Here is a 25,351-nt window from a genome sequence, read left to right as displayed (position 1 = left end):
TCTACCTCTGGCCGTGCGCGGCGAACCTCTGATACAAGCGCCTCATACCAAGCATGATAATCGCCCGCGTTAAATGCGTTGTACCTGCGGAACTGGCGCTTGGAAGGGGGAAGCCTGACGACATCTCGGCCCAACCTTCATAAAGGTAAATCGGCGCAACCCCATGCGCATCAATCACCCCCAAAAGCGCGGTTAACGGCGAAGCACCGTCGGGATTATCCCCATCATAGGCTGCGCTAGGAGATTGATATTGAATGAAATTCGCCGGGTTAACCACGATCGCATCCCAGCCCGCCTTGGCAAACGGGCGGCGATCACGATCCCAAACGCCCTGCACACGGCGCAGCGACCAATTCGCCAGCGGCTTGCCTGGGCGGGCGAAATCGCGCATGAACCCCCACTGCCCGTCCGCCCCAAACCGATGCCCCCTTCGCGCGCCATCAGAGCAAGCCAATGCGGCACGGTGGTTTCGTCACTGTCGCTCAAATGATGGATCAACGAATTGCCGAAAAAGTAAACCTTGCGCTCCAACGCCTCGGCCGGGCGCGGCCCGACAGCGGCAATCGCCAAAACAATGACAAACAACAAAAAGGCGACATATCTCATAATTTCCGTTCTCCGGCTCTTCCCGCATGCCCGAGACTGTTGCGCCTTTGGCGTTTTCTTGCAAGGTTCATCGCCAAACGAACCGCCGCTAGCACGCGGAATTGATTGACCTTTCATTGCTTAAACAACTGACCAAACACATTCATGACACTCGATCACACCATCTCAGCGGACACGCCCGACTGGTCTCGTGAAACCATACAAGGCTTCTGGGATCCGGGGCGCAAACTGCTGCGCGCGATCCGCCGCTACCAAGCGGCGCGTGCGCGTGGCGGCATGATCGCGCGTTTTCAGACGCGCTATTGGGTGCTGGTCCACTGGTTCTGGTCGCTCGCCTGCCAGAGTGAAATTCACCTGAATTGCGACATCGGCGGCGGCTTGCGTTTGACGCACCCGACGGGAATTATCATTCACCCGGATGCAAAAATCGGCGTGAACTGCATGATCTTTCACCAAGTAACGCTGGCCGGGCCGGTCGTGCTCGGCGGTCACGTCGATATCGGCGCAGGCGCCAAACTGATCGGTCCCTTAGGCGTTGGCGATCACGCTGTAATCGGCGCAAACGCAGTGGTCACACGCGATGTGCCCGCTGGTGCTACGGTGGCCGGAATTCCTGCGCGCGTGATCTCCTCACCCTGACGTGCCACGAAGAAAATAGGTGTTGCGCCGCGCTACGCGCGTCGCCAGAGGGGGGCCTCGCTTCGCTCGGCCCCATCACCTAGGCGAAAGACCACGCGCCCTAACCCGGCTTGGCGATCTTAACATAGGTCGGAATTTGGGTATTTCTCCCATTAAAGAAAGCCAAGTCAGCCTTTCATCTTGCCCCAAATACTCAATTCCAACGACGCCACACCCACCACCGCCCGCAAGTCCAAGCCCACCCCCTTTGGCGAAAGGGGTGGGTGGGTGGGCTTTCGTCAAAGGGGGTGGTCAGCCGGGCGCTCCCGCTCGAACCGTGCCGGTTTTGCGCCACGCCCCTGCACCCAGTCATAAATTTCCGCGATCTGCGCGGCTTTGCGCGACCAAGTGAAATACTCTGTGACACGCTGCCGGCTTGCTTGGCTTTGCGCCTTCAGCGAGGCCGGGTCTGCGGCACATTCCGTCAGGGCCGCACGAAACCCGGCGATGATCTCCTCGCGCGGGCCAAGCGGCACCTTCAGGCCCACCTCGGCATCGACCAATTCACCCGGACCGGCGTAATCCACCACCATCGGTACCACGCCCAGCGCCATCGCCTCAAGCACCACGCCGCCGCCGAATTCGCGCACCGACGGGAAGCTCAGCACATGACAGCGCGCCAAGACCTCTTGCACCGCCTCATGCGCCAGCCAGCCGTGAAAGCGCACCTGCGCGCCCATCCCTTCCGCCGCCACCTGCGCCTTAAGCGCGTCCAGCATCGGCCCATCGCCGATCATATCAAGCACAAGCGCGCCGGATTTCAGCAGCGGCAGCGCCGCCTCGATCAACATATCCGGCCCCTTATAGGGCACCATCCGCCCGACAAACCCGGCCCGCAACACCGGCTCCGTGGGCGCCGCCCGCGTCGAAAACCGCGCTGGATCAATTGCGTTTTCCGGGATGTATACCGTCTTGTCCTGCCACTTGGCGGGTATCTCGCTCTGGGTGTGGCGCGAGCCGACAATCACCGCCGCCGCATGGCGCAGGGTGGCCTTGCGACCGGGCAGCGCCTTGTAGGCCCCGCGCACATAAGACAGGAACTCGCGCTCGCGCCGCCGCTCGGCCTCAAACCCTTTCGGCCAAGGCACCCCACCGTTCAGCGGCCCAAGGATGAACGGCACCCCGGCTTTCGCACAGCGCCCCGCCAGCGGCGAGGCGATGGTCGGCGACAAAGGCGTTACCCGATGCACAATGTCGAATTCCCCCCGCGCAATCTCACCGCCAAAGCGCTTCCAGACCAGCCGCTCGAAATAAGGATAGCTCAGCGCCGAGACCGCCTGAAGCGCGGTCCACCCCTTGCCTTGCCCCATGCGCAGCGCCTCGCCCAGCTTCCACAACGGTCGGGCCAGCGCCTCGCTGTCGATGGCGGTGAAATCGCGCCCCTCAACCTCGCCCGCCCGCTCAAATGCTTCTCGGTTGCGCACATGGGTGACGATATGCACATCCGCCACCTCGCGCAGCGCCGTCGCCAGAGACCAGCCGATCAGCGGCACCGACACCCACTCAGGGTTGGCCGCCTCGGCAATCACAAGAACCCGCACCCGCCTGCTCACATCACACTCCGCAACTTCTGCTGCTGACGCGCAGGGCGCGGCAATCGCCGCTCTGCGTGGCCCAACATCATGCCTGATAGCAAAAACGTCAGCGTCGTGATCGTCGCATTCGGCAGCAAATCAAACAGGTTGAACGCCAGTATAAGCGCCACCGGCCCCAACCACGGCGACACCTCGGTGTTCCCCCCAAGCCCGCGACTGCGCCCCGCCAAAAGCAACAATGGCCAGGTCAGCAAGCCGAACTCGGCAATAAAGCCGACCCAGCCAAACACCCCGATCGTGATGATCCAACGCCCGTCCGTCACGGTCAAAATCCGCCCCGACACCGGATCAAGGATATGATTGCGCCCCCAACTGCCCCAGCCAAACACCGGCTTTATCCGGGCGCGCTCCATCAGAACCTGCTCGTTATCAAACCGAAAATCGAGCGAGGCCGCACGGTCGCGATCAATCGACGCCGCCTGCTCGACCAGCCAATCGGTCGGCACAAGATCAAGCCCGCGCATCGCCGGATAGGCAACCGCCACCATCGCCACCAACACCGCCACCCTAAGCTGTAAAACCGTGCCCATAAACAAAACGAGCGGCAGCAAAATCAACGAATACGCCAGCGACGCCACCGATTTACACAGCACCAGAACCGCCCACATATAGCCGGTGATCATAAAGTAATGCGTGCGCGCCCGCCCCTCGCTGCCGCGAAACAAGGCCGCCGCCGCCACCACAACAGTCAGCGCGAAAAACGCCACCCACAGCCCGTGATACAAAAACACGATGGGCCGGAACCCACCAAACCGCACCATCTGTGCAAAGGAATGCTGGAAATAGCCGTAAACCCAGACGTTGATCTGCGGGCTCAACCGCACCTCGATCAGCATCAGAACGGAATACACCAACCCCGCCGCCACCAGCGCAAACAGCAAATCGCGCTGATCCTGCGTTTTATCAAGAAAGTTGAAGCCAAGGATGAAGGGCAACAGCAACATGCCGTTCTGCACCATCAACGCAAAGGCCTCGACCATCCGCAACGCCGGCAGGCCCACGACCCCGAAAAACACCGGCTCGCCGTTGGTCAAAACCGTGGCCAGCGGGCTGCCCACGAACACAACCATCAACACCCGCGCCACGCGCGACTGCGGAAACAGGCGCAATTCACGCCCGCGCATCGCCCAAGCCACCAAAAACGCAACCACCGGCGGCAATGTTTGCTTTGACAACGGCGGCATCAGCGGAAAATCAAACACCGCCGGCGGCGGCGGCAGGAACAGATAAGCCAACAGCAACGACCATATCACCGCCCGCCCGGTGTCAAACCGGCGAAACAGCGCAATCGACACCAGCGGCCATAGCGTCAGCGCGAGATATGCAAGCGAATTGGGCATCTGTCGTCGGGTCTGTTCTGCTCTTTTGTGGCTGAAGCGTCAGCGGCTTGCCCCTGTTTAGCAGGCCCATCGCGGCCTGTCCTCACCTGCCTTTCGGTTTTGTCACAGAATGGTCTACAATCCTTCTGATTTCGGGCCACTGGTCGCGGTTTGCTCGCCCACCTATGCTATCTCCACGATGCGCTCACCGCCCAACCACATTAACCCGCCGCAAAACCCGCCGCACAAAGGCCCGCCAATGACCCGCCTGAAAATCGCCTACCTCTGCGATATATCGCCCGAGCACGCCGCGCCCTATTCCGGCGGCAACGCGCGTATTTTCAAGGCCCTGTCCGCCCGCGCCGATGTGACCGTGCTGCCGCAAACCTGGGGCATGGCCGAACCTTTGCGCCACGCCATCTATGCGCTGCCCGATGGCCCGCAACTGCGGCTTAGATGGCGGGCGCACTTGCTGCTCGCGCGACTGATCGCCAGACCGCTCAATCGTGCCCTGCGCACAGGCGGCTTTGATGTGGTGTTCTGCGCGTATTCCTTCCAATCGCTCGCAGGCATCACGCGGCCCAAAGGCGGCCTGCTGGCCTTTACCTCCGACGCCACGCCAACCGTCTACAAACGCTCGGTTATCGGGCAAAGCTATAGCGCATCATGGGTCGGACGCAGATTGATCGACCCGCTCACGTTGCGCGCCGAACGGCGCATTTACGGCGCGCTTGACCTGATGCTCTGCCCATCTCACTGGCTCAGATCCGAGGCCGAGGCGCTCTATAACCTGCCCCCAAACACCGCCCACACCCTGCCGTGGGGCGCGAATATCGACGATCCCGGCCCCACCACCGCCCCGCCAGAGCCGCCAACCCGCGATACCCCGCTCAACCTCGTGCTTCTCGGGCGCGACTGGTTCGCCAAAGGCGGCCCGCTGGCTTTTGACACCCTACAAGCGCTGCGCGCGCGCGGCGTTGATGCCCGCCTCACCGTGATCGGAACCACCCCGCCCGACTTTCACCGCAACGAATATGTCACCGCCCTTGGCCCGCTCGACAAAACCAACCCGACCGAGGCCGCGCAATTCACCAACGCCTTACGCCACGCGCATTTCCTGCTCCAGCCCAGTATCGAAAGCTACGGTTTTGCCTTTTGCGAGGCGGCGGCCTATGGCCTGCCCTCGCTTTGCCTCGATCTCGGCGGCATTCCCGTGCGTGACGGCATCACCGGACACCCCCTGCCCGCCGGGTCACAACCGGATGATTTCGCTGATAAGATCATGGAATACTTTGCCCGCCCCGATGCCTATATCGCATTGCGCCAAAGCGCCCGTGCAGCTTACGAAAGCGATCTCAACTGGGACGCATGGGCCGACGCCGCAATCACTCTCATTCAGGAAAAACGCGCTCTGATCGGGCGGTCTTCATAACCGGTCTTAATAAGCAGTCTTAATAACCGGTGCCGCGCACAACCACTTTCACGGTCTGCAACACCACCCGCATATCGGTCCAAAGCGACATCTGCCGGAAATAGGCCGTGTCATAATAGGCCCGCTCGGCAAAGCTGGTCTCGTTGCGCTCGCTCACCTGCCAGAACCCGGTGATGCCGGGGCGCATGTCGTAATAGGCCGCGCCGGGATACATGTCTTTCTGTTCCACCATCATCGGACGCGGCCCAACAATCGACATGCTGCCAAGCAGCACATTCAACAGCTGCGGCAATTCATCCAGCGATGATTTGCGGATAAACGCGCCAAACACCGTGATGCGCGGATCGGATTTCAACTTCTGGGTCCGGTCCCACTCGGCACGCGCCTCCGGGTTGCGGCTCAGATAGGCATCAAGAATTTCATCCGCCCCCGCCACCATCGAGCGCAGCTTGAACATGCGAAACACCCGGCCATCCTTGCCCAGCCGATTCTGCACATAAATCGGTGACCGCCCGTCAAGCGCGATAATCGCCATCAGCGGAACCAAAAGCGCCAGCGTCGGAACCGCCACAAGCAGCACAATCGCCACATCCAGAACGCGCTTGACCACACGCCGATACGCCACAGCGCCAATTCGACGTGGTCGCTCTGCGTCAATCAGGCTTTGCAGCCTGTCGGCATCAAATCTGGTTCCGGCACGTTCGTTCACAACACTTCCCCAAGTGGTGGAACACGTCCGATCCGGTAAAACAGCCAGAGGAATGACCCCGCGCAAAAACACGCGCCGTGTCGAACCTTCCGCAAAATGACCCGTAGTGGCAGTTAGAGGGCCTTGTCTGTTCTTCCGTCCCGGTACGTGTCCCCAAGACAATACTCACATCACACAGCTATTCCGCCCCTCGGCCCCCAATCGTCTAACAGCCCCAAAGACGATACGGGTTTCCAGCCTCGCGGTGAAAAACTTATGGCAAAAATAGGGCGCACACATGGGTCGCGTCAAACGAAGACTTTGCAAATACAACCTATGGTTTAGGGGAGTTTTCTTGAAAACCGCCCCCTTCCGCTACGTCACCCGCTGTGTATTCCCCCCTCGACAACGCCCTTTTCCACCCCAAATCCCGCGCTGCGCCCGGCCTAAAACTCGGCCTGTTATCAACGGCATCGCCCGAAAAACCGCGCCTCGCCGCCCCTGCGCAAACCTGCGCCAAACCCGATTGTGCGCTGCGTTTGTTATGACAGCCGAAACAATTCACGCCACTTCGGACAAGTGCCCCCGGAATGCGAAACAATTGTTCGCGAAACACACGCTAAACGTGCCAAAATCCAATATTCGCCCAACCATCGCCGCCACGCCCGCGCGCGCCACCGCCCGCAACAGGCAACCACACCTGCCCGCCGCCATGACACCCCCCACCGGGCCAGCGGCGATTCTCCGCAAAGCACAGATCACCCCCTGCAAGCGCCCCGCGCGTCAACACGCAGAAAGCGAGTGAGCGGGCGAAAAAACTTCGCACTCAGCACCGCTCGCCGCCTGAAATTCCGCCGCTGACACGCTGTCGCACCGGCCAATTGTGGCAATATTTAGCAAATCGCCACGAATCATCTTCAAATTTTACCAACCATCGCGCCCCGCCCCGCCAATAAGTCCAGAGAGCCAAGCATCATAGGTCCAGAACACATCGGGGATAGCCACACGCCGCCCTCCCCCTCTAACTGTTTGCCAATCCACGATGGCAAAGCCTAACATATAAAAAAACCAAGATACGTCAGGACCATCCCTGACATCCGTATAACAGGGACGGTTTCATGACAGACACCAAACTCGGCTCCCGCCCCTCTCCCAAGGTGTCGGACGAGATCCGCAAAACCACCTGCTACATGTGCGCCTGTCGCTGCGGCATCAACGTCCACCTCCAAGACGGGCGCGTGAAATACATCGAAGGCAACCGCGACCACCCGGTCAACAAGGGCGTGCTCTGCGCCAAGGGCTCTGCGGGCATCATGCAGCACTACGCCCCCTCCCGCCTGCGCGCGCCGCTCAAACGCACCGGCCCACGCGGCTCGGGCGAGTTTGAGGAAATAAGCTGGGACGAGGCCTATTCCATCGCCGAAGGCTGGCTCAAACCGCTGCGCGAAACCGCGCCGGAAAAGCTCGCCTTTTTCACTGGCCGCGATCAATCGCAAAGCTTCACGTCGCTCTGGGCGCAGGCCTTCGGCACCCCCAATTACGCCGCCCACGGCGGCTTTTGCTCCGTCAACATGGCCGCCGCCGGGATCTATACCATGGGCGGCGCCTTTTGGGAGTTCGGCCAACCCGATTGGGAGCGCACCCGCCTCTTCATGATCTTCGGCGTGGCCGAGGATCACGACAGCAACCCGATCAAGATCGGCATTGGCAAGCTCAAGGCCAATGGCGGCAAGATCATCGGCGTCAATCCCATCCGCTCGGGCTATAACGCCGTCGCCGATGACTGGATCGGCATCACACCGGGCACCGACGGGCTCTTTATCCTGTCGATGATCCACGAGTTGCTCAAGGCCGGCAAAGTCGACCTCGCCTATCTCACCCGCTACACCAACGCCGGGTTCCTTGTGAACACCGATGACACCAGCCCCGATTTCGGCCTGTTTATGCGCGACGATGATGGCAAGGCCCAAGTGCTCGACCGCGCCACCGGCAAACCCGTCGCCTTTGACACCCCCGGCATCACCCCCGACCTCGCAGGCCACCTCCGCCGCGCCGGGGCCACGTGGAAACCCGCCTTCCAACTGCTGGCCGAGAAATACCTCGACCCGCAATATGCCCCCGAAGCGATCGCCGAAACCTGCGGCCTCACGCCCGAAAAAATCCGCGCCACCGCTGCCGAGCTCGCCCGCGTCGCCTTTGACGAGGAAATCACCCTCGACATCCCATGGACCGACTGGAAAGGCGAAAAGCACCAGACCATGACGGGCCGCCCGGTCTCCTTCCACGCCATGCGCGGCATCTCGGCCCATTCCAACGGCTTTCAAACCTGCCGCGCCCTGCACATCCTGCAAATCCTGCTGGGCAGCGTCGAGGTCCCCGGCGGCTTCCGCTTCAAACCGCCCTACCCCAAGCCGCCCGAAAGCCACCCCAAACCCCACGCCGGTGCGCACCCCGGCAAGCCGCTCGACGGGCCACACCTCGGCTATCCGCTTGGCCCCGAACACCTGCTGATCAACGACGACGGCAGCGCCAAACGCATCGACAAGGCCTTCACATGGGAGAACCCCTTCTCCGCGCACGGCCTCATGCATATGGTGATTTCCAACGCCCACGCGGGCGATCCCTACAAGATCGACACGCTGTTCATGTATATGGCGAACATGGCGTGGAACTCCTCGATGAACACCTCCCGCGTGATCGAGATGCTCACCGACACCGATGAAAACGGCGACTATGTCATCCCGCATTTCATCTATTCCGATGCCTACTCCTCGGAAACCGTCGCCTATGCCGACCTGATCCTGCCCGACACCACCTACTTGGAACGTCACGACTGTATCTCGCTTCTGGATCGCCCCATTTGCGAGGCCGAAGCCGCCGCCGACAGCATCCGCTGGCCCGTGGTCGAGCCTGACCGCGACGTAAAAGGCTTCCAATCCGCGCTCTGCGATCTCGGCGCGCGCCTCGGCCTGCCCGGTTTCGTTAACGAGGACGGAAGCCAGAAATACGCCGATTACGCCGACTATATGGTCAGCCACGAACGCCGCCCCGGCGTCGGCCCCCTCGCCGGATTTCGCGGACCTGATGGCGATAAGAACGGGCGCGGTGAGCCCAATCCAAATCAGATCGAGAAATACATCGAAAACGGCGGCTTCTGGATCAACCACATCCCCGAAAACGCCCAATTCATGAAGCCGTGGAACCAGCATTATCAGGACTGGGCGGTCGAGATCGGCCTGTTCGACGCCCCCGCGCCCTATGTCTTCAACCTCTACCTTGAACCGATGCGCAAACTGCAACGCGCCGCCGAAGGGCATGGCGATATTCAGCCCCCCGATCACCTGCGCGACCAGATCAGCAAAACCATGACGCCCCTGCCCGACTGGTATCAACCGCTCGAGGACGCGGCCACCGATCCCGCCGACTACCCGCTGCACGCGCTCACCCAGCGCCCGATGCACATGTATCACTCATGGGGGTCGCAAAACGCATGGCTGCGCCAGATCACCGGCGTCAACAAACTCTTTATTCCGGGCAAGGAGTGGGAGGCGCACGGCTTTGCCGAAGATGACGACTGGGCCTATCTCACCTCGCCGCATGGCCGCATCAAATGCCGGGTCGCGCGGATGGACGCGCTCAATGACAACACCGTCTGGACCTGAACGCCATCGGCAAGAAACGCGGCGCTTGGGCGCTGTCCGAAGACGCGCAGGAAGCCACCACCGGCTTCCTCCTCAACCACCTCATCAACGAACTGCTCCCGCCCAAGGGCGATGGGCTGCGCTGGTCCAACTCCGATCCCGTCACGGGACAGGCGGCGTGGTTCGACCTGCGCGTGCGGCTTGAAAAAGCGCCCCCCGGCGGCCCCTCCGAACCGGCGCATATGGCTTCTAAGTCGCCCGTCGGCACCGGACCCAAAGACATCGCCTATGGGGAGGAATTCTGATGACCACATCTGAAACCCTCCGCCCGGCGGTCACGCCGGGCCATGCCCGCACCGCCCCCCCACGGGGCGGGCATTTCGGCAACGCCGCGCAAACCTCCCAGTGGCACGCCACATCCCGGTTTCGCTTGTGTCACGCCGCCCCGTGCGGTGCGGGCATGGCCCTCCCCTCCTACGCCAAAGGAGGCACCGCATGACCACCCTCCCCACCTCCACCGACAAAAAGCTCGGCCTCGTGATCGACCTCGACACTTGCGTCGGCTGTCACGCCTGTGTGGTCAGTTGCAAGGAATGGAACACCACCGGCCACGGCGCGCCCCTCTCTGACCAAGACGCCTATGGCGCCGAACCCTCCGGCACCTTCCTCAACCGCGTCCATACGTTCGAGGCCACGCCCGATAGCGGCGCGGCTGCGCCCAAACCGTGCATTTCCCCAAATCCTGCCTCCATTGCGAGGACGCCCCCTGCGTCACCGTCTGCCCCACCGGCGCCAGCTACAAGCGCGTCGAAGACGGCATCGTGCTGGTAAACGAGACCGATTGCATGGGCTGCGGCCTCTGCGCATGGGCCTGCCCCTACGGCGCGCGCGAACTTGATCAGCTCGCCGGCGTGATGAAGAAATGCACCCTCTGCGTTGATCGCATCTACAACGACAACATCCCCGAGGAAGACCGCACCCCCGCCTGCGTGCGCACCTGCCCCGCCGGGGCGCGCCACTTTGGCGACTTCGCCGACCCCGACAGCAACGTCTCGCGCCTCACCGCCGAACGTGGCGGCTTTGACCTGATGCCCGAACAAGGCACCAAACCGGTCAATAAATACCTGCCCCCGCGGCTCAAAGACCAACCCTCAACCGAACGCCTGAGCGAACAGCACAGCGAACCCACCGGCTTCCTCAAATGGCTCGACAAGGCGCTGGAGGCGCTCTGAACACATGCACCCCGCTCCTTCCGTCATCTTCTTTACGGCCTTCTCCGGCCTCGGCTTTGGCCTTCTGGCGTGGCTCGGCATCGGCCTGCCCCCGGTGCACGGCTGGGTCGCCTTCACCTTCTATTTCATCGCCTACGCGATGGCGGTCGGCGGGCTGCTGGCCTCCGTCTTCCACCTCGCCAACCCGAAAAACGCAATCAAAGCCTTCTCGCAATGGCGCTCCTCATGGCTCAGCCGCGAAGGCATCATCGCAATCGCCGCCCTGCTCACCATGGCCCCGCATGCCGTCATGCAGATCTTCCTCGACACCGCCTTCCGCCCGCTCGGTGCGCTCGGCGCAGCCCTCTGCCTCGCCACCGTCTTCACCACGTCGATGATCTACACCCAACTCAAAACCGTGGCGCGTTGGAACACCCCCTTCACCCCCGCGCTTTTCCTGCTCTATGCGCTGGCGGGCGGCGCGCTGCTCGCCGGTCAAACCCGCCCCGCCGCCGCCTTGCTGATCCTGCTCGGCCTCACCCAGATCGCGGCATGGCTCCACGGCGACAAACAAGGAGCGACCGGCGCGACCACGCTGGAAACCGCCACCGGCCTCGGCGCGATTGGCAAAACCCGCCTGCTCGAACCGCCCCACACCGGCCAGAACTATCTGCTAAACGAAATGGCCTATAGCGTGGGTCGCAAGCACAGCCTCAAACTGCGCCTGATCGCCCTCACCCTCGGCGCGGCCCTGCCCGCCGTGTTGTTGCTGGCCCTGCCCGTCACCCATACGATCGCTCTCATCGCGGTGCTCTGCCACATCCTTGGCCTGCTCGCCGCCCGCTGGCTGTTCTTCGCCGAAGCCGCCCACGTCGTGCGCCTCTACTACGGCAAGTGAGCCACGCCACCCCCTTCACCGTACACTCTGCCCAACCACCCCCGCGGCGCTCAAAACAGCGCCCCCAACAACCAACACCCGCCCCCCGAACTTCTTCTGTTCGCCAAATACCTCGGGGGCGTGGGGGCTGGCCCCCACTTACAACAGCGCGTGGGGTCTGGCCCCCACTCCACCCGGCCACAAAACACGTCAATGCCGCACAACCCGGCAGCCAGCCGCCCGCCAATCTCCCCCCACACCGAACGCCCCATTAACCTTAACGCCGGTTAACACCTCCGCACCGCCCGGCAGCCGGGAGTCAGCCGAATGTCAGCCGGGAGTCACCCCCGATTCCCGCCAAAATCCCGGCGTTAACCCTTCGTCCGAAAAAGACCCGCCTCAGAGACAGGCTTCGATCAACGCACGGGTGTTTTCGGCAGTCATTTCAACAGGGTTGCCGCCAACGCTCGGATCAACCAAAGCCGAGGCCACCAACCCGTCCAAATCAGGCGCTTCAACCCCCAATTCCGTCAAGGTTTTCGGGATGCCCAAACCGTCATTCAACGCCGTCACAAAACCGACAAACCCGTCAAAACCCCCTGATATTCCTAGGAAATTCGCCAGCTCCTCGATCCGCTCCTCAATCGCGGGACGGTTGAATGCCAACACCTGCGCCATGACCACCGCGTTGGTCGTGCCATGGTGCGTGCCATGCACCGCGCCGATCGGATGGGACACGGCATGGATCGCCCCGAGCCCCTTTTGAAACGCCACCGCGCCCATCGCCGCCGCCGCCAGCATATTGGCGCGCGCTTCGATGTCGCTCCCGTCGGCGTAAGCCCTTGGAAGATAAGTCTTAACCAAGCGCATCCCCTCAATCGCAATCCCCTGACTCATCGGGTGAAAATGCGGGCTGCAATAGGCTTCAAGGCAATGCGCAAACGCGTCCATCCCTGTTCCCGCGGTGATCGCTTTCGGCATGCCCACGCTCAACTCGGGATCGCTGATCACAATCCCCGGCAACACCTTGGGATGAAAGATAATTTTCTTTTCGTGGCTCTCGGAATTGGTGATGACGCTGGCTCGCCCCACTTCCGATCCGGTGCCTGCCGTGGTCGGCACCGCGATGATCGGCGCAATCGCCGCCGCATCCGCCCGCGTCCACCAATCATCTACATCCTCGAAATCCCAGACCGGCCGCGACTGCCCCGCCATGAACGCCACCATCTTGCCCAGATCAAGGCCGGAGCCACCGCCAAACGCAATCACACCGTCGTGGCCACCGTCCCGGTAAACCCTTACACCGGCTTCCAAATTCTTCTCGTTCGGGTTCGGATCAACCTCGGAAAACATCGCCCGCCCAAGGCCCGCAGCCTCCAGCAAATCAAGCGTCTTAACGGTGATCGGCAGGTCCGCCAAACCGCGATCCGTCACCAACAACGGACGCGCCATCCCCAGCGCCGCACAGGCCTCTGCAATCTCTGCGATACGTCCCGCGCCAAATCGAATTGCCGTGGGGTATGACCAATTTGCCGTCAAACTCATTTCAGTGTCCTCAGATGATAGGATTTAACCCGTGTCAGGTTGTGATAGCCGATCACGGAAAGCCCCCGCCCCGGCCCGTATTCTTGCACCCGGTCCAGCACAAAGCCGGATCAAGATAATCGGCACGGTTCATAAAAACCGTCCCGGTTTCAAGGGCTTGTCCGATCCGCTCGGCCCGCGCAATGTCACTGGTCCAAAGCGATGCGGTCAGCCCGAATTCGCTGTCATTCATCAGGCTAATCGCCTCGGCTTCGTCTTTCACCGGCATGATCCCAACAACCGGCCCAAAGCTCTCCTCGCGCATCACCCGCATCGAATGATCCACATTCACAAGGATCTGCGGCATCAGATAGGCCCCGCCATCCGCCGGAAAAAGCGCCGGATCAATCAGCGCCTTCGCCCCCGCGTCCACCGCCTCTCGCGTCTGGCTGCGGACCTCTTCGGCAAACCGCGCCTGCGCCATTGGCCCAAGGGTGGTTTCCGGGTCCAAAGGATTGCCCAGCTTATAGCTTGAAACGATCTCAACCGCCTTGTTTACAAAGGCATCGAACAGGCTTTCGGCCACGTAAATCCGTTCGATCCCGCAACAACATTGCCCCGAGTTGAACATCGCCCCGTCGATCAGCGTATCAACCGCCGCATCAAGGTCCGCGTCCTCCATCACATACCCGGGCCCTTACCGCCAAGCTCAAGCCCGACACCGGTGAACGTCCCCGCCGCAGCCCGCTCAATCGCGCGGCCCCCGCCGACAGAGCCCGTGAAGTTAACGAACCCGAAACTTCCCTGTGCAATCATCTGCGATGTTAAGTCGTGAGAAAGGAAAACATTCGAAAAAATGTCTTCGGGTATGCCAGCGGCGTAAAATGCCTCGGCCATGCGCTCTCCAACAAGCGGCGTTTGGCTCGCATGTTTCAAAATCACCGCATTTCCGGCGATCAAAGCCGGTGCAACCGTGTTGATCGCGGTCATGAACGGGTAATTCCAAGGCGCCACGACCAGCACAAGCCCATGCGCCTCGCGTGCGATATAGCGCTTGAAATCGCCAGAATCCTCGATCTCAATCGGGGCCAGCGCGCTTTGCGCAATATCCGCCATATAGGACGCGCGCTCGTTAAACCCGCCAAATTCGCCGCCATAGCGCACCGGCCGCCCCATCTGCCAAGCCAACTCCGGCACGATCGCCTCGTTCATCACGCCGACGTTTTCAACGCCCTTGCGCACCAACGCGATCCGTTCGCTCAAAGGACGCTTGGCCCATTCCTTTTGCGCCGCCTTCGCCCGCGCAACCATCGCCGTTGCTTCGTCGTGCCCAAGCACAGGGCGCTCGGCATAAACCGACCCGTCGACCGGCGAAATACAAGTGATTGTCTGGCTCATTCCTACGCCCTTTCAAACCCGCGCGCGATTTCCCAATCGGTCACCACACGGTCAAACTCTTCCAGCTCCCAAGTCGCGCAGCGGGTGTAGTGATCAACCACATCATCCCCAAAGGCCGCCCGCAACATCTTGGAATTCTTCAATGTTTCCGCCGCCTCGCGCAGCGACGTCGGTATCTCCTGCGCCTGCGTCGCCGCGTAAACATCGCCCCCCGTAGGCGGCGCAAGCTCCAACCCCTCTTCCATCCCCGCCAAGCCCGCAGCCAACTGCGTCGCTAGGGCAAGATAGGGGTTCAAATCCGACCCACCGATCCGGCACTCAACCCGCACCGCTTTGGTTCCCGCCCCACAAAGCCGGAAACCCGCCGTGCGATTGTCCACTGACCAAACCGTCTTCGTCGGCGCAAACGTGCCCTTCATGAAGCGCTTGTAGCTGTTCACATAGGGCGCCAAAAAGAACGTGAAATCAGGCGCATACTTGATCAAACCGGCCATATAGGACGCCATCACATCCGACATCCCATGCGCGCCTGAGGCGTCCTGAAACACGTTGCTCCCATCCTTCCAGAGCGACTGATGCACGTGGCTGGATGAGCCAACCCTATCCTGATGCCACTTGGGCAAGAACGTCGCCGACACCCCCTGCTGCCATGCGATTTCTTTGGTCGCGTGTTTGGCGATCGTATGAAAATCGGCACAGTCCAGCGCGGGCCCGTATTTGATGTTCAACTCCTCCTGCCCTGCCTCGGCCTCCCCCTTGGTATTTTCCACAGGAATTCCAGCGGCATAGAGATGGTTGCGCAAGGGGCGCATCACCCGCTCTTCCTTGGTGGTCTGAAGGATATGGTAATCCTCGTTATAGGCGCTGATCGGGGTCAGATCGCGAAACCCTGCGCGGCTGTTTTCCTCATAGGTCTTTTCGAACAAAAAGAACTCAAGCTCGGTCGCCATCATCGGTGTCAGCCCCATCGCCGCCGCCCGCGCCACCTGTTTCTTCAGGATCGCCCGCGGCGAATGCGCCACCTCTTCATGGGTGTGATGGTCCAGCACATCGCAGAGCACCATCGCCGTCCCCTCAAGCCACGGCATCGGGCGGATCGTGCCAAGATCCGGCTTCATCACATAGTCGCCATAGCCCGACTCCCAACTGGTCGAGGCATAGCCCTCCGGCGTCGCCATCTCCAGATCGGTCGCCAGAAGATAGTTGCAGCAATGGGTCTCTTCCCAGGCGCTATCCACAAAATGCTGCGCCACAAAACGCTTGCCCATCAAGCGCCCCTGCATATCCACCAGGCAGGCCAGAACCGTGTCAATCGACCCGTCGCCAACCGCCGCCTTCAGCTCTTCAAATGTCATTGCGCCGGCCATTATCCGCCCTCTCCATCCGTTCAGAAAAATTTGCGCCCGCCCCCGATGATCCCCCGGAGGCGGGCATGTCGTCATGGGGCACTTACGCCCCAGTCACAAGGCCTTAGCCATAGCGATACGGGCGACCCGCCTTGGCCATAACGGCGTTGTATTCCTTGATCTTGCTGACCACTTTGGCCTTGGTCTCGGACTCGGCTGCGATCTCGTCCCAGAACTCCATCGCCGCGGTTTCGACCTGACCCCATTCTTCGTCCGGGATCGCTGTCAGCTCCATCTTCGGTCCGTTCACACGAAGCGCCGCTTCGCCGCCCCAATACCACCACTGGCGGTAATAGTGGCTGGCATCCGTGCACACGGTCAACAGCGTCTGAAGATGCTCGGGAAGCTCCTTGTAGCGATCCATATTGGCAAAGAAATGCCCGATCCACGCGCCCGAGATATTGTTGGTCAGGAAGTAGTTGGTCACATCCGCCCAGCCAACGGTATAGTCTTCGGTGATGCCCGACCACGCGATACCGTCCAGCTCGCCGGTTTGCACCGCAACCTCGATATCTTCCCAAGGCAACGTCACCGGCACCACGCCGAATTTCGACAGGAACCGCCCCGCGGTGGGGAAGGTAAAGATCCGCTTGCCTTTGAGATCAGCCAGCGAGTTGACCGGATCCTTGGTGGCAAAATGGCAAGGGTCCCACGATCCGGCCGAGATATGCTTGACCCCGACCTTGGCGTATTCCTCTTCCCAGATTTCCTTGAGCCCGTATTGATTGAACAGCACCGGCACATCCAGCGAATAGCGCAGCGCAAACGGGAAATAGCCGCCAAAGACGGTCACTTCAGTCGGCGACGCCATCGAGTCGTCATCCGATTGCACCGCGTCGATCGTGCCCTTCTGCACCGCACGGAAAAGCTCGCCCGTGGGGACCAGCTGATCGGCAAAGTAGAGCTCGATCTCCATCTCGTCGCCCGCGATCTTGTTGAACTGGTCAATCTGCGGCTTGATCACATGTTCGGCCAATGCCGCACCGGCATAGGTCTGCAAACGCCATTTGATCTTGGATTGCGCCAGCGCGGGCGTTGCCAACGCTGCCGGTCCGGCAACGGCGGCACCTTTCAGAAACTTACGTCTTGAGGTCATCACTTCACTCCTTGTTGGTTTCAATGAACATTGGGTCCGTCCCCTGCGTTAGGGATCTCTTGATTATTTTCCGTAAACATACTCCGGCAACCAAAGCGCGATTTGCGGGAAGATCATGATAAGCGAGAGCGCCAGAACCATGACCAGAACGAAAGGCGTGATAGACGCATAAATATCGCGCAAGGTGATCGAAGGCGGCGCCATCGCCCGCATCAGGAAAAGGTTATACCCGAAAGGAGGCGTCATATAAGCGATCTGCGTGGTGATCGTATAAAGCACGCCATACCAGATCAGATCAAAGCCAAGCGCATTCACCAGCGGAATATAAAGCGGCGCGACAATCACCAGCATCGCCGTGTCATCAAGGAAAGTGCCCATCAGCAAGAAGCTCAACTGCATCAGGATCAGGATCATCCAAGGATCAAGCCCAAGCCGCTCGGTGAACAAATCCTCAATCGCCTTAACCGCGCCCAGCCCGTCAAACACCGCACCAAAGCCCAAGGCCGCAACGATGATCCACATGAACATGCAAGAGATCGCCAGCGTCTGGCGCACCGATGTCTCAAACACCGCGCGCGTCATCCGCCCCTTGATCACTGCCGCACCAAAAGCCGTCATCGCCCCGATGGCCGAACTTTCCACCAGCGAGGTCCAGCCGCGCACAAACGGCACCATCATCGCCGCGAAAATCACCAGCGGCAGAAGCCCGGCCTGCAACAGCTTTAACTTTTCGGCGGTGCTAACGTCCTCGCGCTCTTCGGGCGGCAAAACTGGCCCCAATTCCGGGTTAATCCGGCAGCGGACATAGATATAGAGGATGAACATCCCCGCCATCATCAGCCCCGGCACAATTCCGGCCAGCCACAATTGCCCTACCGGCTGGCGCGCGATCATCGCATAAAGCACCAGAACAACAGAGGGCGGCACAAGAATCCCGAGGCTCGACCCCGCCTGAATGACCCCCGTCACCATCCGCTTGTCATAGCCGCGCTTTAGCAATTCAGGCAGCGCAATCGTCGCCCCGATCGCCATGCCCGCCACCGAAAGCCCGTTCATCGCAGAAATCAGCACCATCAACCCGATCGTGCCAATCGCCAACCCGCCGCTCACCGGCCCCATCCAGACGTGGAACATCTTATAGAGATCGTCGGCAATCCGGCTCTCGCTCAGGACATAGCCCATGAAAATGAACATCGGCAGCGTTAAAAGCGGATACCATTTCATCAGCTTCATCGCCGCAGCGAAGGGAATGTCGCTCCCCCCTGTGCCCCAAAGCAAAAGCGCCGCCGCCGCCGCCACCCCGCCAATCGCGCCAAACACCCGCTGCCCGGTAAACAGCATCAGCATCATCGACGCGAACATGAAGATGGCAATCATTTCATACGACATCAGATCTCTTCTCCCCGAAGGCGAAGAATGTCCTTCATCAGCTCTGAAATTGCCTGCAACAGCATCAGAAAAATGCCGATGCACATGATCGACTTGATCGGCCAAAGAAGCGGCCGCCACGCGGTCGGACTGCGCTCAAGATAGCCCAGCACCTCTTTCGCCCCCTCACTGCCCCCGGTCAGAAACCCAACCAGAAGATCGCGCCAGAACGCAAAGGGCTGGTCACCGAAATAGCCCAGAGAATAGGCCGCAGACCCCACCGCGCCATAGAACAGAACGCAGAGAAAAAATAATAAAAACAACACGGTAAAGGCATCCACCCAAGCCTTCTTGCGGTCTGACCACTCGTGGTAAAACAAGTCCATCCGCACGTTGGCCCCCATCTGGATCGAATAGGGCCCGCCCAGCATGTAGTAGGCGACCATCAGGAACTGCGCCACTTCCAACGTCCAGAACGACGGCAGGAAGAATGTCTTGGACACCGACGACCAAAGAAGAACCGCGATCATGACAAAGATGCCATACATGGTGATCCGACCCAGCCGGTGGTTCATCGCGTCTACCGCCCGGATGAACCCGCGCATCCCCCTCATCGCGCATCCTCCGCCGCGCGGCACCGCGCAAGCGATGCAAGCAGGCACTCGGCAAGTTGATCCGCCATCTCCGCACAGGCGGCTGGTGTCGTGATAAGGTCGTTGCGGATTTCCAGCATGACATTCAGCATCCCACGCGGCAACGCGTGCTTCTTAAGCGTATGCGTCACGCCATCTTCCGGGCCATAAGGGCTATTTCTTTCTGTTTTCCAGAGACTTGTAAGATTTTCGTCTACCAACATCGCATCGGCTAAACGCTTGTCCTCGTCATGCAAAATACCAATTTCCACCGCTCTGCTTTGACCGCGGTACACCGGCGTGAAGCTATGAACGGTCACCAGAACCGGCAGCGTTTCACGCGAAGACAATAGCGCCTCAAGTGCTGCGTGAAACGGATAATACACCTGCTTTGCACGGCCCGCCTTCGCCTCTCGATCAAGGTCGATGTTCCCGGGCACATCATAAACTTCGCTTCTCTGCGGCACCGCATCATCAGCCTCCGGCGGACGATTGCAGTCATAAACCAGCCTGGAAACGGTCCCCGAAAACAACGGCGATTCCAGCCTTTCCGCCAGCGCCCGCGCCAATTCAAGCGCCCCCGGATCCCATGAGATGTGGGCATCTTTCAGAGTTTCCGAAAGGCCCAATCCCTTGAAACCACTTGGGATAAACCAGCTCGCATGTTCGCAGACTAGAACGAATGCACCTGTTTTGGCCTCGCCTTCCAAAGCAAACACACGATCCTGTCCCTCACCTGTCACGCGCATCCCCTTCGGAGCCTCAAGCCTATCTGCACCGCGCCTTTTCAACGACACAGCGATTCACAAAATTAACCGAAGATTGGTGCAAGCTGTCCAATGCTGTCAATGACATTTTGAAAGTTTTGGTTCACAAGGATCAAAGCAGACAGTATTGTTTCTAAAATGAGTGCACCTTCAGAAACCATACCGGAAAAACTGGCCCGGCTGGACAATAACTTGACCCGCGCCGAGCGGCAGCTTTCCCAGTTCTTACTGGGAAACTTCCCCTTTTCCGGGCTTGGGTCGATCACCAAGGTTGCGCAAGACGCCAATGTTTCCACGCCGACAGTGGTCCGGATGGTGAAGAAACTGGGCTTCTCTGGCTTTCCTGATTTCCAACAGCGTCTGCGAGAAGAACTCGAAGCGATTGTCAGCACGCCCATCGCCAAACACGACAATTGGACCAGCGCCGCGCCGCAAGAACACATTCTGAACCGCTTCACCGACGCAGTATTCGACAATATCCGCAGTACATTAGATCAGATCAAGCTTGAGGACTTCGAACAGTTTTGCACGCTTTTGGGCGACAAATCCCGCAAGGTTCACATTGTCGGGGGGCGCATCACCCGGACCTTGGCTGACTACCTATTCTTGCACCTGCAAGTGATGCGCCGCGATGTCATCTTTATCCCCTCTAACGCCAACACATGGCCACATTACCTGCTTGATGTTGAAAAGGACGATGTTCTGGTCGTCTTTGATGTGCGGCGCTACGAAAACACCACCCTCAAGCTTGCCGAAACCGCAGCCGCAAAAGGCGCCAAGATCCTCCTCTTCACTGATCAATGGCGCTCCCCGATCCATGCCCATTCAGACTGTACGATCTGCGCCAGAATTGAAGCACCCTCGGCTTGGGACTCTAATGTGACCTTGCTTCTCCTGCTCGAAACGCTGCTCGCAGAACTTCAACAACGCGATTGGGACGGCTCACGACAGCGCATGGCCAACCTAGAGGAAATGTTTGATCGCACACGGTTTTTTCGAAAGTTTCAATAAGCAAAACTCATAGCTGTTTTGCTCTCATCAATGCTTGATCGTTTGCAGCACGACATTGGTCTGCGCATTGGCAACTGCTGGCATGTCATAGAGGAATTCATCTAAAAACTGATTATACGCCGCCAGATTTTCACACTGAACGAGCAGATGGCAATCGGATTGCCCCGTGGTCGCATAACACTCCTTGATCTCGGATTTTAGGCGGATCGCTTTGAAAAAGGCCTGTATTTGCGTCCGGTCGTGGCGCGCCAATTGAACATGAACGATCGCCTTAAAGACTAAGCCAATCGCTTCTGGATCAGTCACGATACTGAACTTGCGGATTACGCCGCGTTTTTCCAAGCCACTGACCCTGCGCCAACACGTTGACTGCGACAGTCCGACCTTCTCTGCGAGAGCCGCGACCGAAATACGCGAGTCGTTTTCGAGCCACTCGATAATCTTCAAATCCACCGCATCAACTTCGCTCACCGACTAATTCCTTTCAAATTTCCTCTCTCAGTGAACCAAATTTTCCAAGATGTATCAATTGCGCCCAAAATTGATCAGATTTTTCAGGCGTGAAAGAGTAGCATTATCACATCAATTCTTGCACCAAAATGGAGCCAGACATGTCGATAGCCCAACCTAACTTCGAGACATACCAGCTTAGTGATCGCTACTCCCGCCGTGATGGCCGCGTTTTCTTGACGGGCACTCAGGCGCTTGTACGTATCCTCTTTGATCAAGCCCGACGCGATCGCGAAGCAGGCCTGAGCACTGCTGGTTTCGTTTCAGGTTATCGTGGTTCTCCACTGGGTGGCGTCGACCTTGAGCTTTGGCGCTCACGCAAACAGGTGTCAGATGACAAGATCAAGTTCCTTCCAGCGGTTAATGAAGATCTGGGCGCGACGGCCGTTCTGGGGGCGCAGCAAGCCTCGCTTGATCCCGGATGCGAGGTCGAAGGCGTTTTTTCGATGTGGTATGGTAAAGGCCCCGGCGTAGATCGCTCCGGCGACGCTCTCAAACATGGCAATGCTTATGGGTCGGCCCCCAAGGGTGGTGTGCTGGTCGTTGCTGGTGATGATCATGGTTGCGTCTCCTCTTCCATGCCGCATCAATCTGACGTTGCTTTTATGGCTTGGTTCATGCCAACGCTAAATCCTTCGACAATCGGCGAATATCTGACCTTTGGTGAGTATGGCTACGCGCTTTCGCGGTTTTCCGGTGCGTGGGTTGGCTTCAAAGCGATTTCAGAAACTGTTGAAGCCGGGCAATCGGTAGAGCTTTGCCCTTCCCGACAGTTCGTCGCACCGGACTTTACCTTCCCATCGGGTGGCGTGCATGTGCGCACGTCTGACCTGCCCAGCGCCGAAATTGAAACCCGGATCGGTCACAAGCTTGCTGCCGTAGAAGCCTTTGTGGAAGCGAATCCAATTGACCGACGCATTTACGACCTTGAAGACGCGGCCTTTGGAATCGTCACGACCGGCAAAGCACATCTTGATTTAATGGAAGCCCTTCGCCTGCTTGGACTTGATGAGGCCAAATGCCGCCAGCTTGGGATCGACATTTACAAGGTTGGCATGGTCTGGCCATTGGCACGGCGCGATGCGTTGGCCTTTGTGCGGGGCAAGAAGGAAGTTCTCGTTGTCGAAGAAAAACGCGGGATCATCGAGAGTCAGTTCAAAGAATATTTCTATGACTGGCCCGGCGACAAGCCCGAAAAAATGGTCGGAAAGCACCGAGCGATCGGCGACCCGCTCATTCCATGGACCGGAGAGCTGAGCCCGCTAAAGCTGGTCCCTATATTAGCAGAACGCTTAAACGCCTTCTTCCCCAACGAAGGCCTGCTTGAGCGCGCCGGTGCATTGACCAAAACACCTCCTCCGATGCTGAGCGTGCCCGGCGCGACGCGAACGCCCTATTTCTGCTCGGGCTGCCCCCACAATACCTCCACCAAAGTCCCGGGGGTAGCACCGCCGCATCCGGTATCGGGTGCCACGTCATGGCAAGCTGGATGGATCGCCAAACCGTAGGCTATGCGCAGATGGGCGGCGAAGGCGTGCCATGGGTGGCAGCTTCAAAGTTTTCTGGGAACAAACATATTTTTCAAAACCTTGGAGAAGGAACTTGGTATCACTCCGGCTCGCTTGCCATTCGCCAGGCGGTCGCCGCCAAAACCAACATTACCTATAAAATACTTTACAACGATGCCGTTGCGATGACGGGCGGTCAACCAGTTGACGGACCAATCAGCGTCGACGGAATCGCGCACGTATGCCATGGAGAGGGCGTGGAGCGGATCGCCGTCGTGTCGGACAACGTCGCAAAATTCAACCAGTCGGATTTCCCCATCGGAACAAGTTTTTCCGACCGAGCCGATCTGGAAAAGATTCAGCGTGAATTACGCGACATCCCCGGAGTTACCGTTCTGATCTACGAACAAACATGCGCCACGGAAAAACGCCGCCGCCGCAAGCGCGGCAAACTGCCCGACCCCAAGAAATTCGTTGTCATCAATGAATTGGTTTGTGAGGGCTGCGGCGATTGTTCGGTTGCAAGCAATTGTCTAAGCGTCGAACCGAAACAGTCGGATTTCGGGGTGAAACGGCAAATCAACCAGTCGAGCTGCAACAAGGATTACTCTTGTCTTGAAGGGTTTTGCCCAAGTTTTGTAACCGTTGAAGGGGCCACGCGACGCAAAAAAAGCGCGATCAACGTTGACTTTTCCCAGTTACTACAAGACCTACCGCCGCCAGAATTTGCCCCCCTGACAGAACCTTATGACCTATTGGTTGCAGGTGTAGGCGGCACCGGCGTTGTCACAGTAGGCGCCCTGATCACCATGGCGGCGCATCTCGAGGGCAAAGGTGCGAGCGTTCTAGATTTCACAGGGTTTGCGCAGAAATTTGGGACGGTTTTGGGGTATGTTCGGCTGGCCAATACCCCCGATGCCATCCATCAGGTCAGAATTGAAACAAGCGCAGCCGACGCCGTTATCGGCTGCGACGCTGTGGTTTGCTCCTCTCCCAAAGCATCGGCGCATTACCGAAAAGGAAGCCAATTTGTTCTGAACCGGGCAGAAATGCCCACGGGCGATCTCGTGTTGAACCGTGATGCCAGCCTCAAGATCGATCAACGCGAAGCCGAAATCCGCAAAACGGTTGGTGATGACGTTGTAACTGCTTTTGACGCGAATAAAATCTCTGAGCAGGTGATGGGCGATACGGTATTTGCCAACATCATCCTCTTGGGCGCGGCATGGCAGCGCGGCATGGTCCCGGTAAGTGAGGCCGCAATGAAGCAAGCCATTCTGCTCAACGGTGTCGCAGTAGAGCAAAACTCAAATGCTTTCGACCTTGGCCGCTTATTGATTGCACCCCCAAAAGCCCTGCGTGATGTTTTAACTGATGCCCCCAACGAAGAGCCATCCTGTGATGAGATCATTGCGCAGAGGGCCGCATTTCTGGAGGGATATCAAAACGGAAATTACGCGGATCATTATGTCGAATTGCTTACCAACTTCAGAAATACTCTCTCGCCAGAGCTTGAAAACACCCTTCTCGGCACCGCTGCAAAATCGCTCTTTAAGCTAATGGCGATCAAGGACGAATACGAAGTGGCGCGGTTGCACACTCAACAGGTTTTTTCTGAAACGCTGTCCCGCGACTTTGAGGGCGATTTCAAAGTTAAATATCATCTTGCCCCTCCCTTTCTGCCTTCGAAAAGAGACAGCCGAGGGCGCCCACGAAAACGCCAATTCGGCGCATGGATGACGCCGGTTCTTAAAGGGTTGGCACGGATGAAAACGCTTCGCGGAACCCTGCTAGATCCGTTCCGGTTCGGTGCAGATCGCAAACTCGACCTCGAAACCCTTAGTTGGTTCAAGGAAACTCTTAGAGAGGTCGGACACAAAGCGCGCCCGGCAAAGGCCGAGCTTTGCGCCAGCATTCTCGTGGCTCCAATGGATATTCGTGGCTATGGGCCGGTGCGAGAAGACGCGACAGCATCGGTCCGTGCGCGGGTTGACGCGTTGCTCGCAAAACTCTGAGAAGGTTTCAGAAAAGACACGGGGTGGCGCCTTCTCTTGTAAAGGAGGCGCCACCCGCGTTCAGATCTG

At 59.2% G+C, this 25,351-nt stretch carries 18 protein-coding genes and 3 pseudogenes; 9 read left to right on the top strand and 12 right to left on the bottom strand.

Annotated features, from left to right (window positions below; all coding sequences use genetic code 11):
- Position 1: 1 nt before the first annotated feature.
- Positions 2-391 (bottom strand): hypothetical protein, encoded by a 390-nt coding sequence (locus N4R57_06685; protein ID UYV38722.1) that lies wholly within the window; start codon positions 389-391, stop codon positions 2-4.
- A 359-nt stretch (positions 392-750) separates the two neighbouring features.
- Here N4R57_06685 and N4R57_06680 point away from each other — a divergent pair, with 359 nt between their 5' ends.
- Entirely contained in the window at positions 751-1,245 is a 495-nt protein-coding gene (locus tag N4R57_06680; protein UYV38721.1) for a serine acetyltransferase, read from the top strand.
- 278 nt (positions 1,246-1,523) lie between these two features.
- On the opposite strand, the gene N4R57_06675 is transcribed toward N4R57_06680, so the two are convergent.
- Positions 1,524-2,837: a glycosyltransferase family 4 protein gene (locus tag N4R57_06675; GenBank protein ID UYV38720.1), complete on the bottom strand. Its 1,314-nt coding sequence runs from the start codon at positions 2,835-2,837 to the stop codon at positions 1,524-1,526.
- A complete protein-coding gene (locus N4R57_06670) occupies positions 2,834-4,219 on the bottom strand; it encodes a hypothetical protein (protein UYV38719.1) in 1,386 nt (461 codons plus the stop codon). The genes N4R57_06675 and N4R57_06670 overlap by 4 nt, the downstream gene beginning before the upstream one ends.
- Positions 4,220-4,457: 238 nt before the next feature.
- Between N4R57_06670 and N4R57_06665 the strand changes: the two genes are divergently transcribed.
- Positions 4,458-5,630 (top strand): glycosyltransferase family 4 protein, encoded by a 1,173-nt coding sequence (locus N4R57_06665; protein UYV38718.1) that lies wholly within the window; start codon positions 4,458-4,460, stop codon positions 5,628-5,630.
- 19 nt (positions 5,631-5,649) lie between these two features.
- Here N4R57_06665 and N4R57_06660 read toward each other — a convergent pair whose 3' ends face one another.
- The gene (locus tag N4R57_06660) at positions 5,650-6,291 is read right to left on the bottom strand and encodes a sugar transferase (protein ID UYV39524.1); all 642 of its coding nucleotides are present in this window, start codon (positions 6,289-6,291) and stop codon (positions 5,650-5,652) included.
- 1,217 nt (positions 6,292-7,508) lie between these two features.
- Between N4R57_06660 and N4R57_06655 the strand changes: the two are divergent.
- From N4R57_06655 to N4R57_06640, 4 genes and pseudogenes are all read left to right on the top strand, one after another.
- Positions 7,509-10,264 (top strand): annotated as a pseudogene (locus N4R57_06655) (molybdopterin oxidoreductase family protein).
- A complete protein-coding gene (locus tag N4R57_06650; GenBank protein ID UYV38717.1) occupies positions 10,264-10,458 on the top strand; it encodes a hypothetical protein in 195 nt (64 codons plus the stop codon). The pseudogene N4R57_06655 and the gene N4R57_06650 overlap by 1 nt, the downstream one beginning before the upstream one ends.
- A pseudogene (locus N4R57_06645) lies at positions 10,455-11,191 on the top strand (4Fe-4S dicluster domain-containing protein). The gene N4R57_06650 and the pseudogene N4R57_06645 overlap by 4 nt, the downstream one beginning before the upstream one ends.
- Before the next feature lie 4 nt (positions 11,192-11,195).
- Positions 11,196-12,068: a dimethyl sulfoxide reductase anchor subunit gene (locus N4R57_06640; GenBank protein ID UYV38716.1), complete on the top strand. Its 873-nt coding sequence runs from the start codon at positions 11,196-11,198 to the stop codon at positions 12,066-12,068.
- Between the two features lie 378 nt (positions 12,069-12,446).
- Here the strand turns inward: N4R57_06640 and N4R57_06635 are convergent, their stop codons facing one another.
- From N4R57_06635 to N4R57_06605, 7 genes and pseudogenes are all read right to left on the bottom strand, one after another.
- Entirely contained in the window at positions 12,447-13,592 is a 1,146-nt protein-coding gene (locus N4R57_06635; protein UYV38715.1) for an iron-containing alcohol dehydrogenase, read from the bottom strand.
- Positions 13,589-14,969: pseudogene (locus N4R57_06630) on the bottom strand (aldehyde dehydrogenase family protein). The gene N4R57_06635 and the pseudogene N4R57_06630 overlap by 4 nt, the downstream one beginning before the upstream one ends.
- 2 nt (positions 14,970-14,971) lie before the next feature.
- Positions 14,972-16,336 (bottom strand): glutamine synthetase family protein, encoded by a 1,365-nt coding sequence (locus N4R57_06625; GenBank protein UYV38714.1) that lies wholly within the window; start codon positions 16,334-16,336, stop codon positions 14,972-14,974.
- A 103-nt stretch (positions 16,337-16,439) separates the two neighbouring features.
- Positions 16,440-17,471: a TRAP transporter substrate-binding protein gene (locus tag N4R57_06620; GenBank protein ID UYV38713.1), complete on the bottom strand. Its 1,032-nt coding sequence runs from the start codon at positions 17,469-17,471 to the stop codon at positions 16,440-16,442.
- Positions 17,472-17,534: 63 nt separating this feature from the next.
- Positions 17,535-18,860, bottom strand: a complete 1,326-nt coding sequence (locus N4R57_06615) for a TRAP transporter large permease subunit (protein UYV38712.1) — start codon at positions 18,858-18,860, stop codon at positions 17,535-17,537.
- A complete protein-coding gene (locus tag N4R57_06610) occupies positions 18,860-19,453 on the bottom strand; it encodes a TRAP transporter small permease subunit (GenBank protein UYV38711.1) in 594 nt (197 codons plus the stop codon). The genes N4R57_06615 and N4R57_06610 overlap by 1 nt, the downstream gene beginning before the upstream one ends.
- A complete protein-coding gene (locus N4R57_06605) occupies positions 19,450-20,214 on the bottom strand; it encodes an N-formylglutamate amidohydrolase (protein ID UYV38710.1) in 765 nt (254 codons plus the stop codon). Before N4R57_06605 ends, N4R57_06610 begins: the two co-directional genes overlap by 4 nt.
- Positions 20,215-20,376: 162 nt before the next feature.
- Between N4R57_06605 and N4R57_06600 the strand changes: the two genes are divergently transcribed.
- Entirely contained in the window at positions 20,377-21,249 is an 873-nt protein-coding gene (locus tag N4R57_06600; protein ID UYV38709.1) for a MurR/RpiR family transcriptional regulator, read from the top strand.
- A 27-nt stretch (positions 21,250-21,276) separates the two neighbouring features.
- Here N4R57_06600 and N4R57_06595 read toward each other — a convergent pair whose 3' ends face one another.
- Positions 21,277-21,720: an Lrp/AsnC family transcriptional regulator gene (locus tag N4R57_06595; protein UYV38708.1), complete on the bottom strand. Its 444-nt coding sequence runs from the start codon at positions 21,718-21,720 to the stop codon at positions 21,277-21,279.
- Between the two features lie 140 nt (positions 21,721-21,860).
- Here N4R57_06595 and N4R57_06590 point away from each other — a divergent pair, with 140 nt between their 5' ends.
- Complete coding sequence (locus N4R57_06590) at positions 21,861-23,267, top strand: hypothetical protein (GenBank protein UYV38707.1); 1,407 nt, start codon at positions 21,861-21,863, stop codon at positions 23,265-23,267.
- On the top strand, positions 23,168-25,282 hold the full coding sequence (locus N4R57_06585; GenBank protein ID UYV39523.1) for an indolepyruvate ferredoxin oxidoreductase family protein: 2,115 nt from the start codon (positions 23,168-23,170) through the stop codon (positions 25,280-25,282). Before N4R57_06590 ends, N4R57_06585 begins: the two co-directional genes overlap by 100 nt.
- Positions 25,283-25,351 lie beyond the last annotated feature (69 nt).

The organism is Rhodobacteraceae bacterium D3-12, assembly GCA_025916135.1.
GTDB lineage: Bacteria > Pseudomonadota > Alphaproteobacteria > Rhodobacterales > Rhodobacteraceae > JAKGBX01.
Note: the sequence above shows the minus strand (reverse complement) of the source record. Positions and strands in the feature narration are given on the sequence as shown.

What these genes read in the sequence shown, in the direction of transcription:
- N4R57_06685 (UYV38722.1), bottom strand. Translation starts at nt 391, where the DNA reads ATGCGCGATTTCGCCCGCCCAGGCAAGCCGCTGGCGAATTGGTCGCTG.
- N4R57_06680 (UYV38721.1), top strand. Translation starts at nt 751, where the DNA reads ATGACACTCGATCACACCATCTCAGCGGACACGCCCGACTGGTCTCGT.
- N4R57_06670 (UYV38719.1), bottom strand. Translation starts at nt 4,219, where the DNA reads ATGCCCAATTCGCTTGCATATCTCGCGCTGACGCTATGGCCGCTGGTG.
- N4R57_06665 (UYV38718.1), top strand. Translation starts at nt 4,458, where the DNA reads ATGACCCGCCTGAAAATCGCCTACCTCTGCGATATATCGCCCGAGCAC.
- N4R57_06650 (UYV38717.1), top strand. Translation starts at nt 10,264, where the DNA reads ATGACCACATCTGAAACCCTCCGCCCGGCGGTCACGCCGGGCCATGCC.
- N4R57_06640 (UYV38716.1), top strand. Translation starts at nt 11,196, where the DNA reads ATGCACCCCGCTCCTTCCGTCATCTTCTTTACGGCCTTCTCCGGCCTC.
- N4R57_06635 (UYV38715.1), bottom strand. Translation starts at nt 13,592, where the DNA reads ATGAGTTTGACGGCAAATTGGTCATACCCCACGGCAATTCGATTTGGC.
- N4R57_06625 (UYV38714.1), bottom strand. Translation starts at nt 16,336, where the DNA reads ATGGCCGGCGCAATGACATTTGAAGAGCTGAAGGCGGCGGTTGGCGAC.
- N4R57_06620 (UYV38713.1), bottom strand. Translation starts at nt 17,471, where the DNA reads ATGACCTCAAGACGTAAGTTTCTGAAAGGTGCCGCCGTTGCCGGACCG.
- N4R57_06615 (UYV38712.1), bottom strand. Translation starts at nt 18,860, where the DNA reads ATGTCGTATGAAATGATTGCCATCTTCATGTTCGCGTCGATGATGCTG.
- N4R57_06610 (UYV38711.1), bottom strand. Translation starts at nt 19,453, where the DNA reads ATGAGGGGGATGCGCGGGTTCATCCGGGCGGTAGACGCGATGAACCAC.
- N4R57_06600 (UYV38709.1), top strand. Translation starts at nt 20,377, where the DNA reads ATGAGTGCACCTTCAGAAACCATACCGGAAAAACTGGCCCGGCTGGAC.
- N4R57_06590 (UYV38707.1), top strand. Translation starts at nt 21,861, where the DNA reads ATGTCGATAGCCCAACCTAACTTCGAGACATACCAGCTTAGTGATCGC.